This is a genomic window from Burkholderia sp. HI2500 (assembly GCF_002223055.1).
GTDB lineage: Bacteria > Pseudomonadota > Gammaproteobacteria > Burkholderiales > Burkholderiaceae > Burkholderia.
Genome location: NZ_NKFL01000007.1, coordinates 281525 through 299065, shown reverse-complemented (window position 1 = coordinate 299065; position 17541 = coordinate 281525). Strand labels below are relative to the sequence as shown.

The window sequence follows — 17541 nt, the reverse complement described above, 5'->3', positions numbered from 1 at the left end:
GAGGGAGCTCAGGGAAGCTTGCGAATCGCGCTTTCCAGCGTGTCGCGCAACACTTGGCGCTGCTCCGGCGTGAACCGGTGCAGGTTGAGCACTTCGAGCAGGGCGATGCCGTCGAGGGCGACGACCAGCGCGAGCACCTGCCCCGCATCGGGGCCGCTTTGGGCAACCCGTGCATAGCTGCGCGAGTAGAAATCCCGCACGGGACCGGCCAGATGCGGATACAACGACGTGGCGGCCAGCAGGTTGGCCAGCAGCAGGCGGCGGTCTTCCGGCATGTCGAAGGTCAGCTTCGACAGCTCGGCCAGCGACGACTTCAACGGCTTCGCGGCATCGTCCGCCTCACGCGTGTCACGTGCCTCCTGCGCCCGCAGGTCCAGCATGTCCAGTTCGCCGACCACCCGCTCGATCAGCGCAGCCAGCAAGTCGTCGCGCGTTTTGAAATGGTAGACAAGGCCTGCTTTCGTGACCTTCGCGGCAGCGGCCACGGCTTCAATGGTCAGGTTCTGGATACCCTGGCTGGCCACGAGCTCGGCCGCGGCATCGAGAAGACGGTCGCGCGAACTGCTGCGGCCGGCTCGTCGCTCGGAAGTCGACATGGTGCATCTCCTTGGGATTGAAACTAAACTATACGTACAGTATAGTTTCATGAACTCCATGTCAAGACTCAAGGCAAACCCATGACGACCGTTGTTTCCAGCCCCGTTTCCGCGCACCGAGCGCTGACCTGTCTTGCTCTTGCCGCGACACTCGCCCTCGGCGGCTGTGCGATCGCCCCGCCCAGCCACGTTGCCACGGCGCCCGCCGTTGCGGCGCCCTCGCAATGGGCCGAGACATCGCCCGGGAAGCAGGGCACCGTCGGCGACATGTGGTGGCGGGATTTCGGCGATCCGGTGCTCGATCGACTGGTGGACAGCGCGCTCGATGCCAATCGCGACCTGAAGATCGCCGCGGCCCGCCTCGCGCAGGCGCGCGCGCTCGGCGACAGCGCCGAGGCGGAGCGCCGCCCGCGGCTGGATGCGATGGCGCGCGGCGAGCGCGGGCGCGAAAACAGCGTCGATCCGCGTGCGGAGCGCAGCGGCGTCGGCTTGCGTGCCGCGTGGGAAGTCGATCTGTTCGGGCGCGGTGCGTTGCTGGTGGACGCCGCACGGTCCGACAGCGCCGTCGCTCGCGAGGCGCTCCGTGCGACCCGCATTGCGCTGGCTGCGGACGTCAGTACCGCCTACTTCGAATTGCGCACGCTGGAGCGGCGCTCAGCGCTCAAGCGCGAGGCGCTCGAGGTTGCGCAAAGGCAGGCGGTCGTGGCGGAGCGCAAATTCGCCGCGGGCCAGGTGACGGCGCTGGATGTCGAACGCTGGCGTACCGAACTGGCGCAGGAACAGGCGTCGCTTGCCCAGCTCGACGGCGAACACCGGGTGCGCTTGCATCAGCTCGCGCTGCTCGTCGGCAGCCCCCAGGCGCCCGAGCTCGGCGCGCAAGCCGTGCCGGCCGCACTGCCCGCGCCGCCCGCGACGGTGTTGCCCGCCACGCTGCTCGAGCGCAGGCCCGACGTGCAGCGTCAGGCGCGCGCACTCGACGCCGCGCTCGCCCGTGCCGGCGCCGCCCGGAAAGAGGTCTATCCGCGCCTTCAGATCGAGTGGGCGGGGACGAAGGAAAGGCTGGCCGCGGTCGGCGATGGCGCCGCGCCTCGCGTGGCCGTCGGCTATGGCGTGTCGGTAACGCTGCCCATCCTCGACGGTGGCCGGATTCGCGCCAACGTCGCGGTACACGATGCGCGCGCGCAGGAAGCGATGGCCGAATACGAAAAGGCCATGCTGGCGGCGCTCGTCGACGTCGAGACGAGCCTGGCCCGGTGGTCCGCATCGGATCGCTCGATGCAGGAGTGGCAACGCGCCGAGGCGGCCGGAAAGGTCGGCGCACGCAATGCGGCCAGACTGTATGACGCAGGCCAGGCCGATATGAGCGATGTGCTCGCCGCGCGCCACGCGCACCTGCGGTCCCGCGACGCGCTGGAAACGGCAATCGGCGCGCAATGGGAAGCCGCGGTCGGCCTGCGCCGCACCTTTGCCGGGGCCGTCTAGGCGGCCTGGCCGACGCGGCCGCGACGCTTGCGTACGGGCGACGCATGGTGGCGGCACCCGCGTCGGCGCGAAGCGTCCGCGTTGCTACCGCACACCTCACTCACTTCGCATGCCGGGGTTCGCCACCCACCGGCGCGGAAGCCGAAGAAGCCGCCGACGGCGCATTCATGTACGCCGGCGCCGCCTTCGTCTTCTGCCGGACGCCCGGCGGTGGCGCGACCGGGCGCCGCTCCATGTCGGCCAGCATCTGCCCGCACGGCAACGGGCGGCTGCGGCCCGGCTGCAGCAATGCGAGCAGACTGGCGAGCGGGTTCAGCAAGCCCAGCCCGACCGCGGCCCCGCCCCGCGCGATCAGCGCGCCCGCCTTCACCCCGACGTGCGGTTGCTTGAACGATCCAGTGACGTACAGCGGCGAGCGTAGCGATATCACCCGGAATCCCTTGGTATGCGGATGGATCGTCAGGTTCATGGTCTCGTCCCGCAGGTTCACGTTGCCGTCCATTGCGATCACCGCATCCTCGGTGTCGAGCGCGAATACGCGCGAGTCGAGCACGCCGTTGGTGGCCACGAAGTCGGCCACGCCGCAGTTGATCTTGACGTCGCGTGTGCCGAACAGTTTCTCGTACACCACGTTGGCGACGTTCAGCCCCGCGGCTTCCATCAGCAAGAGGCTCACCGTGCCGTCGGTCACCAACGTCTTCACCTCGCCGTTGGACGTCGCGGCGAGCGCCGCCGGCGAATTGCCGGTGGCCGATAACGCGGCATCGCCGTTGACCTCGCCGAGCGCCGTTTGCATCACCGGGAAGGTCGGGAACAGTTGCTTGAGTTTCAGATGCCGCGCCTGCAGCGAGAACCGCCCTTTGAGCGGTACGCCGCTGCCGTCCAGGTGGATGTTCGACGCGAGCGTCCCGCCCGCGACACCGAAGTTCAGCGGGTTGAGCGTCAGCACGCCGTCCTGCATCACGATGTGGGTCGACAGATCGGTGATCGGCAGGCTCGCGGTCTTGACGATGCGCCGACCGGTGAATCGAACGTCTGCATCGATCTTCTTCCAGCGGTCCGTGCGAAATGTCTCGACCGGCAACGCCTTGTTCGCGGGCTGGGTGGGCGCGGCACCCCGCCGCGCCTTGCTGGCATTCGTGTCGGCGCCGATGAGCGGCGCGAGGTCGGAGAACTGCAGCAGCCTCGACTCCAGCGTGCCGGACAACAACGGCCTCGGTTCGCGCGACACGTACACCAGCGTGCCGCCGAGATCGCTGCCGCCGACGCGTCCCGTGAAGTTCTCGTACTTGAAGACGTTCCCGGACGTCCGGAACTGGCCGACCAGCCGGCCGTCGGTCGCATAGGGCGAGGTTTCGGGCAGCGTGATGCCCGTGACGTCATACAGCTTGGCCATGCTGGTGCCCGCAAGCCACAGCCGGAGATCGACCGCGGCCAGGTGAGACGGGTCCGTCAGCGTGCCGACGAGCGCCAGGTGCGTATCGCCGAAGCGCAAATCGGCCTGAACCGGAAACGGGCGTTGCGCGCCCCGCACGTCCAGCAAATTGCCGATCTTGCCCGTGCCGGCGACCTTGCCCTTCTTGTAGGTCCCCTTGACGGTCCAGCCAATCGTGTAAGTGCCGACGCCGGTGGAGGCCGCGGGCGCCGAGGCCGCCGAGGCCGTCGCCCCCGGTGCGGCAGTCGCGGGGGCGTTCGAACCCGCCGCCGGGCCTGATGCAGCCGGGGCGATTGCGGTGCCGGATGTCGTCGCGGCAGCATGCGAAGCAGCGGCCAACGCTTGCGAAGCCGCTGCCGATGCGCGTGACGCCGCTTCGGCACCCGATGCCGGAACCACCGGTTGCGCCGCGCCGGCGTGCGCCTGGGCCGCGAGCTTCTTTTGACCCGCCGGCCCAACGGCCTTTGCCGATTCGTGGTGCGCCAACGCCTCCTGCTGTTTCATCACCGCGCCGAACGGGATCGGCTGGCCAAGCGTGTCGATCACCGCGCTCAAATCGAACTGCTTCTGCTGGTCGTAGTAGCCGAGATTGCCTTGGGCAAACGCGATCTCATGCAGGTCGAGCGCCCATCGGCCCGGTTGGGCGGACTGCTTGAACTTGAACGTCCAGTTGGCTCGCCCGTCCTTCAGGCGTTCGAGGTCGACGGACGGATTGACCAGATCGATGGCCGGAATCACGATGCGGCGCGCCATCAGCGGCAGCGCCTCGACCTCGAAACTGATCGCGTCCAGCGTGACGAAATACTTCGTGCGCGCCCAATCGGGGTTGGCGATCGTGACATTGCGCGCGATGAATCGTGGCCACGGCACCCAGGCGCGCCAGCCGTGCTCGCTCGCGGGCCGACGCCAACCGACCTGCAGATCGCCGTTGATGGCGAACTGCCGTCCGATCGCGTCCGACACCTTGTCATCGATCCAGGGCCGGGCTCGATTCCAGTCGAACGTCACGATGACGATCACCAGCGCGGCAAGCGCCAGGGTGACGCTCACGGCAAGCCACGCGGCCGCCTTGCCGACGCTGTGGCCGATGTGCATTGCTCACTCCCCCAGTTTGCTGCCCGGTATCCCAGCAAGGCGCGTTCCTGAATGCACGAGCCTTCCGCCGGATGGCGTGCGGGATTTCGAAAATGGGGTTCGCACGACTTTTCAGTCGTCGATCTTCGCAGTAATGTTCCGGATCGACTGCTCCGCTGCCGCGCGCGGCGGGGGCAGTGGCAAGCTTGTCCGGCGCGAGAAGCGTGCGCCTGCCGCAGCGCTTCCCGCATCCACGGGATGTCGACCGGGAGGATCAATGGATCGTCGCCATTTCCTCAAGTCGTCGGCTTTTTTTACCATTGCGGCCGCCGTCGCCGCCACGCGCGACGTTTCACCGGCGGCCCTGCCGGGCAGCCCCGCGCGCAAGAACCTCCATCGATTCCCGCAAGGTGTTGCAAGCGGTGATCCGCGCGATCACTCCATCGTGTTCTGGACGCGATGCGTTCCGGTATCCAGCGGCGTGCAGCACGACGCAAAAGGCGCCGCGCGCGCGGTCCCGCTACGACTCGAAGTGTCGACGCGGGCGGATTTCTCGACGCTCGTCGCCAGCGTCCCGTTGCGGGCGCTGGCCATCTACGACTTCACCGTGCGCGCGAAGGTGACGGCCTTCACGCCGAAGACCACCTACCACTACCGGTTCGTCGCCGGCGACGACGTCAGCATGACGGGTGTCGCGCGCACCGCGCCGGCGGCAAACGAGGCCAACGAACGGGTTCGCTTCGCGTGGCTCACCTGCCAGGACTGGAGCGTCAACCACTGGCAAGCGATGACGCTGCTGGCCGACGAGCGCGACCTCGATTTCGTCGTGCACGTGGGCGACTACATCTATGAAACGGTCGGGACCGCTCCTCCCGGCCGCGCCGAGCCGGCGCATCCTCCGCTGCACCTGAGCGGCGGCAAGCTGCTCGCGGACGGCCGCGCGTATGCCGAGACGCTCGAAGACTTCCGGACGCTCTATCGCACCTATCGAACCGATCCGCGCCTGCAGACGCTGCACCAGCGCCTGCCGATGATCGCGATCTGGGACGACCACGAATTTTCCGACGATTGCTGGCAGGACCATCAGGTCTACACCAACGAGGAGCGGCAGGAAACCGGGCGTCGCCGCAGCGCCAGTCGCGCGTGGGCGGAATACATGCCGGTGGATTGGGACGATGTGCGCTTCGAGCCGGACAATCCGTCGTACACGAACATTCGCATCTACCGCGATTTTCGTTTCGGCATGCTGATGCATCTGGTGATGACGGACGAGCGGCTGTATCGCGACGACCACGTCGTGAGCGAAGCCGCTGTCGCACGTGCGCACGGGCACGACCCGGTGCATGGGGACGACGCAGCCGGCTCGCGCTACTTCGTCAAGCAGGACGTGCTGCAACGCGACGAGGCGCGCGACACCCGGCAGCTCGGCCGCCCGCCGTCGATGCTCGGCCCCGAACAGACACGATGGTGGAAAACCTTGATGAAGGACTCGCCGGCCACCTGGAAGGTATGGGGCAACGAAGTGATGTTGAACCGTCTGTGGTTCGTGATGCCGGGCGCACCCGGGACGCCGGCGGCCCGCCTCGTGGTCGATTGCGACGCATGGGACGGCTATCCCGCGCACAAGCACGAACTGCTCGCTTACTTGCGGGAGCACGGGATCCGCAACGTCGTCGCGATCACCGGAGACCTGCATGCCTTTCAGGGCGGCGTCGTGCGGGACGATCCCGATCCCGCGACGGGGGTGCCGGTCATCGTCGATTTCGTCTGCGCCGGTATCAGCAGCATGTCCTTCTATACCTACCTGAAAGCCGCATGGAACGGGACACCGCTCGCGTCGATCGCGGCGACGCCGGCCAGACTCGACCGCTTCCTGATGGCGAACAATCCCGATCTGTGCCACGCCGACCACGACGCGCAGGGTTATGCATCGGCCACCGTCACACCGGAATCCTTTTCCGTCACGTTCAACAAGGTGAAGCCGTTGAACCCGGACGGCACCGCGCCCGCGGATGCACTGCTTGGCCGCACGCGATTGACGGTGCCCAGGGATTCAGTCGAGGTACGCGTCGAACCTGTGTAGACGCCGACGCGGCGCGTCAGTGGAAATGTCCGCCGAAAAGCCCAAGCAATCCAATGACGATCAGGTAGATTGCGACGATGTAGTTCAGCAGGCGCGGTACCACCAGGATGAGAATCCCGGCGATCAGCGAGACCAACGGGCTCCAGTTCGTGAATGTGTGCATGGCGTTGCCCTCATGACAATAGATCGCGAAATCGCTGGGTGAAGCGCCTCGCCGAAACACGACGGGCATGTGTCGTGCAGCGTTCCATTGCGGGCCGGAGCGATTTCCGTGCCCGGCTCAGCGCGCGAGCTCCTGTGAAAATACCGGCATGCGTTCGAGCCATGGCGCTCGCGCATCTCTCACGGCGCTTCGTCGTGCAGAAGCCGTCATGCGTCGCGATGCCGGGACAGAATTGACAAGGGCTTGAAAAATCGTCCGCGGATCGCGCGTCGGTCGCCGCGCAGCCGCGCCGGGGCAGGATGTCGATCGTGGCGCACGCAACGGCACGGGCAGCGACTCCGTACGCGGGCGCTTATGACGAGCAAGCAGCTTGCGTGCCCGATCGCCTGGTTCGCACCACACCGAGCCCGTATGCGCGAGCCCGCACGCAAGACTGAACGTGTCGAGGAACGTCGTCGCCGGCGTGGCCATTCGATTCCGAATCACGTCTCCCCACACCGCGTCAGGCGTGATCACAACTTTCGCATGCACGCCTGAACGACCGCTCTCCTCTCATCCCCTACGCCATTCAAACGCGACGGGTTAACCATGATCGACCGTCGAAAAACGCCATGTTAACTTCCTCGATCATACGACTTGGTCAATTGACCTGATTCGCTGCGAATACGCCAATTCACCGGAAACCCCCGCGAATGCGTCCATGTCTGTCACCTCCGGGAACACGTACTGGACCACCCGGAGGTCGCGACAACGTCGGGAATACCGTGCGCGCTCCGTCAACTGGCGTGGCAGGAACGTATGGCAGAAAGCGAAGGCATACGCAGTCAAATGACTCAGTCAAAAATTCGACTTGAGGTCTGGATCACCACCCGAATCAGAACGTGACGCCGCGTCTGATTTACCCGTCCACGCAACTTTGAGGCAAACATGAACGCCAATATTCAGAACATTCAGGACGCGCTCCCCACCGTCCCCAAACAGACCAGCGCGCAAGAGATCGTGTCGCTCATGAATCAATATGGTGGAGTCCGGATCAAGAATTATCTGACCCAGGAGCAGGTCGCGAACATCAATCGTGAGGTCGATGCGCCGCTCGAGCGGCTTCGCGAAGGGTCTTCGCACGACAACGAACTGATCAAGGAATTCCACGGCACCTATACGAAGCGCCTGACGAACATGGTCACGCACAGCAAGACGTTCGGTGATGTTCTGGATGACGAACTCTTTCATGAACTCGGCGAGGTGCTCTACCGTGAAGAGTCCGGCGACTGGTGGCTCTCGACCGCGCAGGTCATCGACATCGGCCCGGGCAACACGGCACAGATGCTGCATCGCGATGTCGGCAATTTTCCGCCCCTGTGCGCGCTCGGCGTCAACGGGCCTACGGTATTCACCAACCTCATGATTGCCCTGACGCGCTTCACCGAGGAAAACGGCGCCACCCGAATCATTCCGGGAAGCCAGAACTGGGACGAGGATTACTTCAACAGCAAGGGCACGCCCGACATGACCATTGCCGCCGAAATGGATGCCGGCGACGCGTTGCTGTTCAGCGGCAAGGTGATCCACGGTGGCGGCGCGAACGTGACGAAGAACGAGCGCCGGCGCGGGCTCACGATTCCGATGCAGCCGTCCTACCTGACGCCGGAGGAAGCGTATCCCTTCATCGTCGAGATGGACACCGTACGACGCCTGTCGAAACGCGTTCAGCGAATCATCGGCTTCCGCTCGCAATATCCGGCCGGCACGCCGGGCCTGTGGCAAGTCGACTACGACGATATCGCGACGCATCTCGGCCTCTGAGCCACGAACAGACGCCTGCATCCGTCCGGGAAGGGGATCCTCCTCCACGGATTCCGTGATGCACATGCGCGGGCCACGACAGCATCATCGCCAGCGAAACACCCCATGAAGATCGACCTGACGAATCGCGTTGCGATCTTGAGAACAATGCGGGGATTGCGCGCCTTTCCGGGGATGGCCCTCAAGAATCGACTTTCTATTGCACCTCATCCAACTCAGGAGCGTGATCATGGTGAAGCGTTTATTTGTCGCAATCTCCCTCGTTGCCGGGTTACTTCTCGTACTCAGCCCGGGATTCATGGTTCTCTACCATATCGAGCACTACGACTCGAGCCAATAGGCGCCATCCGGAAAGATCGAACATGCCGGCGTAGCCTCGCGCGCGGATCGTATCGAACGCGATCCGCGTAGCGTATTGCTCGCGCTTCGGATGCTCCGACTGCATAGATCAGTCTGCCCCTGCCATGCGCGCACCGTGCGCCTGGACACGCCTGCTCACACCGCTGTCTCCCGCAGCGAAATCTGCTTGCGGAAGCCCACCGCCATCGCCCCTCGCCCCCATCCCCGCGTTGATCGCCCTGCATCCCTGCTCGACAGGTTGAGCGGGGATTTCCATCATGCGGATCAGATGGCGACGCCGCACAGCGCATGCCGCCGAACTGCCGCCGCACGCCTCCTCCCCCATCGCCGTGGCATGCCCGGCATGACGTTGATCCACTGCCGTGCAGCACTAGTGGAAAACGCCAATTTCCGTCTGGACGACATTTATGGACACTAGACTCGGTCAAATGACCAAGTCTCATGAGGCGACGACAGACACCCAGGCGCGTAACGCAGCGAGGCTGCATTCGCGGAGCGAAGTTGGTCGGCGCGTCGATCCAACGACGAGACGCGAGATTTCGGATGCGGCATTCCCCAACATTCCAGGGGTTCGAATAATTGGTCAAATGACTCAGTCAAAAGACTTGATATCGGATCTGACGTTCCGGGAACGAATTTTTCACAAGGAGTCGAGCATGGACAGGCTGGCAAGGAAGAACGAGTGGTTCGCAAGAGCCGAAAAGGTCATCCCGGGCGGGATGTACGGTCACCAGAGCGTCAAGTATTTGACGGAAGATTTCCCGCTGTACTTCGCAAAAGCGAAAGGTACCCATCTTTGGGACGTCGACGGCAACCAGTACATCGACTACGTATGTGGCTACGGCACGAACCTGTTCGGCTACGGCAACGAGCGGATCGAGCAAGCCGCGGCCCTCCAGTTGCAGAAGATCGACACGGCGACGGGCCCCAGCGAGGTGATGGTTCAGCTTGCCGAGGCGCTCACGCAACAGGTCAGCCACGCCGACTGGGCAATGTTCTGCAAGAACGGCTCGGACGCCACGTCGATGGCCATGGTGATCTCGCGCGCGTATCGCGAGAAACGGAAGATTCTCGTTGCGCGCGGCACGTACCATGGTGCGTCCCCGTGGAACGTGCCCTATACGACGGGGATCACCAAGGAAGACCGCGCTCACGTCGTCTACTTCGAGTACAACGATCTCGAGAGCCTCAATGCCGCCGTCAAGAGCGTCGACGGTGACGTAGCGGCCATCTACGCGACGCCGTTCCGGCACGAAGTGCTCTACGATCAGTTCTTCCCGTCGATCGAGTACGCGAAGGAATGCCGTCGCCTCGCGGACGAGCAGGAAGCGCTTCTGGTCGTCGACGAGGTCCGCACGGGGCTGCGCCTGTCGCGTGATTGTTCATGGTCGGACTGGGGCGTGCACCCGGACCTCAGCTGCTGGGGCAAGGCCATCGGCGGCGGCTATGCGATCGCGGCGGTGCTCGGTTCGGACAAGGCACGCGAGGCTGCAACGAACATTTTCGTCACGGGCTCCTACTGGCTCTCGGCCGTGCCGATGGCCGCGGCCATCGAAACGCTGCGCCTGGTACGAGAAACGGACTACCTCGAACACACCAGGCGGTTGGCGGACAAGCTGCGTGCGGGCCTCGCCGAGCAAGCCGAGCGGCATGGCTTCGAACTCAAGCAGACCGGGCCGAGCGTCATGCCCCAGATGCTGTTCGCGGGTGACGACGAGCTCGTGTCGCGCGGGCGGGCGTGGACGTCGGAAGTCATCAAGAATGGCGCCTATCTCCACCCGTGGCACAACATGTTCTTTACGGCGAGCCATACCGACGAAGACATCGCGCGTACGCTCGAGGCGACCGAAACGGCGTTTGGCGCGATCAAGCAGAAGGCGGTGGCAGTGAGCCGCCTGGATATCCTGGACACCGTGCAGCGTTGATGCCGGATGCTGGATGAGCCTTCGGCCTGCGGCCGAAGGCTGTATTGCCGAGCGCATTCGCCCGGCGTCAAAACCCTGAGCGGCCGCGCGGGCAATCGACAGGTGCGGCTTCAGGCAAGGCGCGATCCACTCCCGAACCGCGTCTTCGTCAAGTTCCGGTCGGTCATCCCGTCCGTGGCCGGCCGGCATTCTGCTTCGAAGGTCTTGTTTCTTCGTCGTCAAGGCCCGAGTGCATGGGTCCACGCGGACACTTTGCCTCAGACCCTCTTGCCCTCGTAGACCAGGTTCGGTCGACGACGACTCGGTCAGTCGCCGGCGCGGAAGATCGCCGGTTGAACGTTGGTGAAGTTCGGCACATCGCCGACCACCTCGGCTGTTCTGGCCGAAGCCAGCGCGGCGTCGATTCCAGCCTGATCGCTGAAACGCAATAGCGTGACGCAGGCAAAAGGTTGCGGACCCGGCGCCGGAAACAGCACCTCCACCGACTGCAGCCCACATTCGCCCCACGCCGCCCGTACGAGCGACACGTGGGTGGCGAGATAGTACTCGCGGTCAAATTCCATACCCGCTACAGCGGGATAACTCACGATCAAGGTAGCCATATCCGATCTCTCGCATGAAGAATCAAACATATTCCCGCAGGAACGCGACAATTACTGCGGCTTTCGCTCCAGGGGACCAAGGGTATAACCTCGAATCAGATTCCCTTCCTTTTCCTGCACCCGTTCCAGCGCACAATAGGCGTAATACAACGAAACCGACATATAAGACCAAGAAAGCAATGCAAATATATAGAAAATCATATGATCGCCGTCGCCAGGGATAGGGTAAAAGTCGTAGACGCTCGCAATAATCTGTGTGGATACGAGTGTCAGGATCACACCTGCAGCATTACGATACTCTCCGGCATTCGCCAGTTTCTTGACAACGTAAATGAGGTAAAGCGAGAACAACGACCACATCACCAGATAGAAATACGGCTTGGGTCCAACCATGAAATCCGCGGTCCACAAAATAACCGTCCCCACCAGCGCCCCCACCGCATACAACACGTCGCCGACCATCGATGGTTTATATCGATGCGTAACCGACATCATGCCCGCAACGATGATGATCGGCACGCCGAAGCCTCTTGAAAACGCGTCGCAGAAAAGCGAGATACTGAAAAAGATCGCCTTGCCGGTCAACGCATTGATCATCAAATTCGTTGCCGAGAACGTCACGACCAGCGACTCGAATCCGAGAAGGCCGTTGCGCTTCCCGAAATACTTCACGGCACAAATGAACGAAGTCACGATCAACGCGAGATCAGCCAGGCAATAAAGATAGAATTTGAGTTCCATGAAAAAACTCCGTGATCGTCGAGATATTTGTCTGCCGTCATGTTCGTCATCCACGTTCACGGCAGTTTTTTTGCGCTGCCTGTCGACGCGAGAGGACGCTTCCGGGAGATGCCTGCTCCGCACTGGCATGTCAGGCATGCTGGCGCCGCCCAGGTACCGGTGCGGTCAGTGCGGCCACGCTCGGTTGATCGCTTCACCGCGCACGTCAGGCGACCGCGGCTTCGGCATGTTTTGCCTTGAACTGCCGGATCGCCACGCTGGCCAGAAACATCGGCACCACCAGCAACCCGACGGAGAGCCAGCCGACCGCGCGCAAACCGGCCACGCTGAACACCGTGCCCGCAATCGCGGGGCCCACTGCCAGGCCGAGATTGATTGCCGACGCACAGGTCGCGGTGCTTCTTCCGCTGGCATCCATTTGTGAAAGTGCCGCCACCATATAAGGAGCCACCAGCGTGGCACCGGCACTGACGAGCGCCGTCGACACGAGAAACGCCCACTTGCCGCCCACGCAATACATGCCCAGGCTGCATGCGATCAACAGCGCGAGCCCAAGGGCGATCGGCTTGAACAGGCCAAAGCGATCGCCCAGCCAGTTGACCGCCACCCCCACCGGCAACTGGAGGGCCGCATTGAGCATGAACAGCATGCCGAGTTGCTCCGCTTCGACGCCCCGGGTCGCAGCAACCTCAGCGGCAAATCCCATGAGGGCCGTCTGCGAGACGTAGATGAAGAATGCGCTGATCAGCATCCCTCGGACGTCACTGGATTTGATGGCGTCCTTCGCGACCGCTTCCTCGCTTGCGTTGACGGCGGGATGCATGAACGCGCCGAAAAACAGCGCCGCCACGACCACGGCGAGCTGGACGGCATCCACCCCGATATGACCCATCTTCACATTCAGGATCGGTACGACGTACATCGCACAGGAAAATATGATGGCCATCGCAACGGCGACTTGCGCCGCGACCTTCTCCGGGTGCTTGACGTGTGCAATCACCCCATACGCGCACACGCAGCTGACGCCCAACGCGGCGCCGAGAACCAGCTTCGCGGCGACGAATACATGGAAATTATGTGAAAACATCGCACACGTCGACAGGACGGCAAGCGCTGCCGCAGCGAGCGCGCCCGTCCTCTTGTTCAACGTCGCCGTGTGACGACCGAAAACGATGATGGAAAGCGAAAGACAGAGCAGCACCGCAGACGCGAGCCAACCGGCGGTGCTTTCGGACAGCCCGAACCGTGCCATCGATTCCTCGATGCTGAATGGGAGCAGGTAGGTGGGCGTCCAGACCACGGCTCCTGTATAAAGCAGCGCGATTTTTCGGATTCCCTTGATTTCGACACTCACGATCGACTCCTTGTCGTTTGCACGAATGCGAGATCGCGGCGTGGCATCGAATCGCCCTCTTGCTCGCATTCATACCGGCACTGTTTCGAAGACTGCTGCATCCAACCGAAAAATCGCACTATCTGAACGGCTCGCTGTGCACCGATCCAGGCATCCCGTCGAGCGACCACGATGCCTCCAGATGATGGAATCGCCCGATTTCCACGTGAAAACCGGGCCAGGATTCCACCACCCAACCCGTGCGTTAATCGAAATGCCCGACCTCGAGGAAATCCTTCATCTTCAACAGGTCGTTCGGATCCGACATTTGACCGTTGCGCTCGACGAAGCCGGCAAACGTGGTGCCGTACGTCCAGCCGAGCAGGCGCTGCAGCTCTTCCGGATAGCGCTTCACGCGCTCGATGGGCAGCGTGAGGTACTGGTTTTCTTCCTGCCGGAGGATCGCCAGGTCATACGACATCGTCAGGCCGGTGCGCGGGGCATCGCTGGTGTTCTTCCCGCCGCCGTGATAGGTGGAGCCGATGAAGAACAGCGCATCGCCGGCCGACATGGTCGCGGGAATGGCTTCCTCCTGCGTGGGCATGCGCTCGTCGTCCCACTTGTGGCTACCCGGGATGACGAGCGTGGCGCCGTTTTCCGCCGTGAAGTCCGATACGGCCACCATCACCTGGAACCGGGCCTCGCGCCCATAGTTCGGGTGCCGCCAGAGCCATACGGAATCGTCACGATGCAACGGCTGAAGGCCCTGACCCGGCAGGATCTGGATCGCTTGCGTCACCCCCACCTGAATATCGGGCGCGACATCGACCTGGTTTTCGCCGCTCCAGATCTTGATCGGCGTCTGCAGGATGCTGCGCGCCGCACCCAGATAGAGCGGGTGCAACGCAACCTCGGCCATCCAGTCGGTACGCGCGAAGAGGCGCGAGACGCGACGCGTCTGTGTCCCGGCGAAGTAATCGTCCACTCCGTTCGGAGCGGACTCGAGCGTGTCGAAGAGCGTACGCTGGATTCGCGCGAGCAAATCGGAATCGAGAAAGTTCTTGACGATCGCCCCACCATCCTGCCTGACCGCATTGGCAAGATCTTCAGGAGTGCTACCACTTGAAAGGCGCTGCAACGACATGATGATTCCTCCAACAAATTGTCAATGATTGAAGAGTGCGGCGTACCCTCGGTCACCACTGCCTTCTGCAATGGATGACAGGATTCGCTCGCGTAGCGCCTTCAGGATTCGCGGCGGCTGCCCGATATCTTCCTGCGCCTGCTGAAACAGTTCGGTTGCTCGTGCGTAGATGTCGAGGTCCGCTCCGCGCGGTTGATAGTCGGATGCCGCCACGGATTCGAACAGACCTTCGATGAAGTGAGTCTGACCGGCGAGATAGGTTGGAATCAGGTCGCGAATCTCGTCGATCGAAATGCCCGAGTTCACCACGAATCTGAGACCTTCCAGAAAGGCCGCGCCAGCCCCAAAAACGAACGTGCCCGTCAACCCGGCATCGAGCACGTTCGGCACGTCAGGTCGTGCACTGACGTAGGTGGATTGCGGAGCAATCTTCCGGAGCAGCGGCTCCACCTCGCTCCAGGTCTTCTCGTCGCCGCCAAACAGGATGACGGCGTTCTCGCGGCCGATATCCGGCGGGAAGCACTGGATCGTTCCGCTGATGAATTTTGCGCCGGCGCCACGCACGATTTGATCCAGTTTCTGGACTTCGGACGGGCGCCCCGTGGCCAGATTGACCACCGTTTTCCCTTTCAGGCGCTCGCCCAGCGCCTCGAAGTCCGCCGCGAGGTCAACCGGCGTTGCCGTCACGACGACGATGACGTCCGCCTCATCAAGGGCGGTGGTGGCGCGCTCGGCAACCCGGGCGCCCAGTTCGCGCAGACGTTGCGCCTTTTCAGCCTTCCTGTTCCAGACGACGACTTCCGCACCATTGTCAATCAGGGTGGCGGCAATGGCGGACCCCATCACCCCCAGGCCCAGGACAGCAATCACGTTGCTCATTCGTATTCCCTATCGTTGTCGTTGACCACACTACCGAGAAACATCCTTCGTTCAAGTCAACCACACGAATCATTAGACTTGGTCACATGACTATCAAGCAAGCCGTATGCCAATCTGATCCGGGTGTTCGCCCTTCGTGAAGGGCGGCTAACGCGCACGGTGGTGATTCGCATGCCCCGGCGCGGGGAATTCGCCGCACCAAGTGATGCTCGGCGTCACGATAGCGGTGCAGACAACTTGACTTGATCAAATGACCACGAATCTACAGGCACGAGTCTTATGCTTCGACAGGACATTGGGAATACGGAGTTTCCATTAGCCTCGTCATGAAGGCACCGTACGAGCCAACGCAATGGCGTCCCTTCCACGACACGCACGGGCCGCCTTATCGTGCACGTGCGACGGTCACCGTACCTGCGCCTCTCTACGACAGCCTCATCGAAGCAGGAACGCAAGCGCCGCTCGACGAGCGGAGCACCGCTTGATGTCCGGGCCGATCCACGATGTGCGAGTCCGTCTTCTGGTTCAGCGAGCCTGCCGCCGAGTCGCATCGCCGCCGCGAGGTTCGTCCGGCGCCGCGGCACATCGACGCCATCACCATGCCCTGCACGTACCTGCGAACGGCACGTCTCACGACGCCATGGCGGCGCAATATCCGTGCGGGACAATGCCTTGTGTTGCTTGCGAAATGCCGCCCATCGTCATGCTAATATCCGAGGATTCGACTACCCTGCACGGGTAGCGCCTTTGGACGAAGACATAAAACGGAGCGCTGGCCTATGCAGCGAGTACGGGCTGAAGTCCGCCGCCAGGACCTCGTCGCGGCGACTGTCGCGGTGATTGCAGAGCACGGTGTGAAGGGTGCCACGACCCGTCGCATCGCCGAGGCTGCAGGATGCCCACTGGCGTCCCTGCACTACGTGTTTCACTCAAAGGACGAGCTGCTGTTCGCCGTCTACGAGTCCCTGATCGACTTGATCCGCTCGGATAGCCCCGAGCCTCCGGAGCACGGCACCCTGTCGGATCTGGCAGAGTTCAACCTGCGCTCCGTCATGACCTGGTTCGAAGCCAACCCGACATACGCGAAGACCCAGTCGGAGTTGTATACGTGGGCGCTCAGACATCAGCCCGACATGGCCACTGGCGCGCTTCGCATCTCCCAGGAAGGTGCCCGGGCCAATCTGGCGACCGCCGAGCCGCGTGCAGATGCCAAGGTGCTGGACGCCATCGCGCGGCTGACCATCGTCCTGATCGACGGTTTGCTCTTCTCGTGGTTTGCCCAGGAAGATTCGAAACGTCTGGCTGCCGATGTCGACCACGCCAGCAAGATGCTGGCCGCCTACGCGACGACACTGTCGGACGCCCGCCCTGCCGCCAAGCCCCCTCGCAAGTCGGTACGGAAGCACTAAGCCGCTGCCACCTGCGCGATGCACTGGCTCCCCCGGTGCCCTCACAGCGGTAGCGTCGCCGCTTCAATTGACCGCTCGGCTCGCGGCGCATGACGTTTGCAATTTCGCCCATGCGCCGCCCTGCGCGCACGCTCTGCCCGAAGGTGCTTTCAGCAACCGTTGCTCGCGTCCGACCGCGACACGTGCGGCGTGAAGTCACCGGCGCCGCCGAGAATCCACATCGGCCGCGGCCAAGCACCCTGCTTCCATTCGCCCGAAAATCTGATGCTCCCGGCAGGCCGCCGTCGGTCTTGCGTTGCAGTGCTCGCGCTCACGGGTTTACCTCCATCGACAGCGCATCTTTGTCTGCTTAACGTTGACCGATCAAATGATCAAGTCAATCGATCAGATTTTCCGGAATCAGCTGAAACAAGCGAACTGAACATTCAGGGCACCCGTGGCCCGGCCCATTCATGGACAAACTTTCAAGAAGCCGACATAATTCACGATCGTTATGGTCACTTGACCATGTA

At 63.0% G+C, this 17541-nt stretch carries 13 protein-coding genes; 5 read left to right on the top strand and 8 right to left on the bottom strand.

Annotation, left to right across the window (positions count from 1 at the left end):
* Nucleotides 1-8 precede the first annotated feature (8 nt).
* Nucleotides 9-596: a TetR/AcrR family transcriptional regulator gene (locus tag CFB45_RS33675; protein ID WP_174971128.1), complete on the bottom strand. Its 588-nt coding sequence runs from the start codon at nucleotides 594-596 to the stop codon at nucleotides 9-11.
* Nucleotides 597-677: 81 nt separating this feature from the next.
* Here CFB45_RS33675 and CFB45_RS33670 point away from each other — a divergent pair, with 81 nt between their 5' ends.
* A complete protein-coding gene (locus CFB45_RS33670) occupies nucleotides 678-2078 on the top strand; it encodes a TolC family protein (protein ID WP_089429449.1) in 1401 nt (466 codons plus the stop codon).
* Nucleotides 2079-2178: 100 nt separating this feature from the next.
* Here the strand turns inward: CFB45_RS33670 and CFB45_RS33665 are convergent, their stop codons facing one another.
* The gene (locus CFB45_RS33665; protein WP_089429448.1) at nucleotides 2179-4608 is read right to left on the bottom strand and encodes an AsmA family protein; all 2430 of its coding nucleotides are present in this window, start codon (nucleotides 4606-4608) and stop codon (nucleotides 2179-2181) included.
* Between the two features lie 256 nt (nucleotides 4609-4864).
* Here CFB45_RS33665 and CFB45_RS33660 point away from each other — a divergent pair, with 256 nt between their 5' ends.
* Nucleotides 4865-6670 (top strand): alkaline phosphatase D family protein, encoded by a 1806-nt coding sequence (locus CFB45_RS33660; protein WP_089429447.1) that lies wholly within the window; start codon nucleotides 4865-4867, stop codon nucleotides 6668-6670.
* A 16-nt stretch (nucleotides 6671-6686) separates the two neighbouring features.
* Here CFB45_RS33660 and CFB45_RS33655 read toward each other — a convergent pair whose 3' ends face one another.
* Nucleotides 6687-6833, bottom strand: coding sequence for a DUF3096 domain-containing protein (locus CFB45_RS33655; RefSeq protein WP_076841491.1), 147 nt, complete (start codon nucleotides 6831-6833; stop codon nucleotides 6687-6689).
* A gap of 927 nt (nucleotides 6834-7760) precedes the next feature.
* On the opposite strand from CFB45_RS33655, the gene CFB45_RS33650 reads away from it, so the two are divergent.
* Nucleotides 7761-8636: a phytanoyl-CoA dioxygenase family protein gene (locus CFB45_RS33650; RefSeq protein WP_089429446.1), complete on the top strand. Its 876-nt coding sequence runs from the start codon at nucleotides 7761-7763 to the stop codon at nucleotides 8634-8636.
* A gap of 947 nt (nucleotides 8637-9583) precedes the next feature.
* The gene (locus CFB45_RS33640) at nucleotides 9584-10921 is read left to right on the top strand and encodes an aminotransferase class III-fold pyridoxal phosphate-dependent enzyme (RefSeq protein ID WP_256978469.1); all 1338 of its coding nucleotides are present in this window, start codon (nucleotides 9584-9586) and stop codon (nucleotides 10919-10921) included.
* Between the two features lie 305 nt (nucleotides 10922-11226).
* Here the strand turns inward: CFB45_RS33640 and CFB45_RS33630 are convergent, their stop codons facing one another.
* From CFB45_RS33630 to CFB45_RS33610, 5 genes are all read right to left on the bottom strand, one after another.
* On the bottom strand, nucleotides 11227-11523 hold the full coding sequence (locus CFB45_RS33630; protein WP_089429443.1) for an EthD family reductase: 297 nt from the start codon (nucleotides 11521-11523) through the stop codon (nucleotides 11227-11229).
* 51 nt (nucleotides 11524-11574) lie between these two features.
* Nucleotides 11575-12264: a hypothetical protein gene (locus tag CFB45_RS33625; RefSeq protein ID WP_089429442.1), complete on the bottom strand. Its 690-nt coding sequence runs from the start codon at nucleotides 12262-12264 to the stop codon at nucleotides 11575-11577.
* A gap of 205 nt (nucleotides 12265-12469) precedes the next feature.
* Entirely contained in the window at nucleotides 12470-13618 is a 1149-nt protein-coding gene (locus CFB45_RS33620; RefSeq protein ID WP_254600131.1) for an MFS transporter, read from the bottom strand.
* A 244-nt stretch (nucleotides 13619-13862) separates the two neighbouring features.
* Nucleotides 13863-14741 (bottom strand): phytanoyl-CoA dioxygenase family protein, encoded by an 879-nt coding sequence (locus CFB45_RS33615; RefSeq protein ID WP_089429440.1) that lies wholly within the window; start codon nucleotides 14739-14741, stop codon nucleotides 13863-13865.
* A 21-nt stretch (nucleotides 14742-14762) separates the two neighbouring features.
* Nucleotides 14763-15620 (bottom strand): NAD(P)-dependent oxidoreductase, encoded by an 858-nt coding sequence (locus CFB45_RS33610; protein ID WP_256978468.1) that lies wholly within the window; start codon nucleotides 15618-15620, stop codon nucleotides 14763-14765.
* Nucleotides 15621-16399: 779 nt separating this feature from the next.
* On the opposite strand from CFB45_RS33610, the gene CFB45_RS33605 reads away from it, so the two are divergent.
* Nucleotides 16400-17029, top strand: a complete 630-nt coding sequence (locus CFB45_RS33605) for a TetR/AcrR family transcriptional regulator (RefSeq protein WP_089429438.1) — start codon at nucleotides 16400-16402, stop codon at nucleotides 17027-17029.
* Nucleotides 17030-17541: the final 512 nt, after the last annotated feature.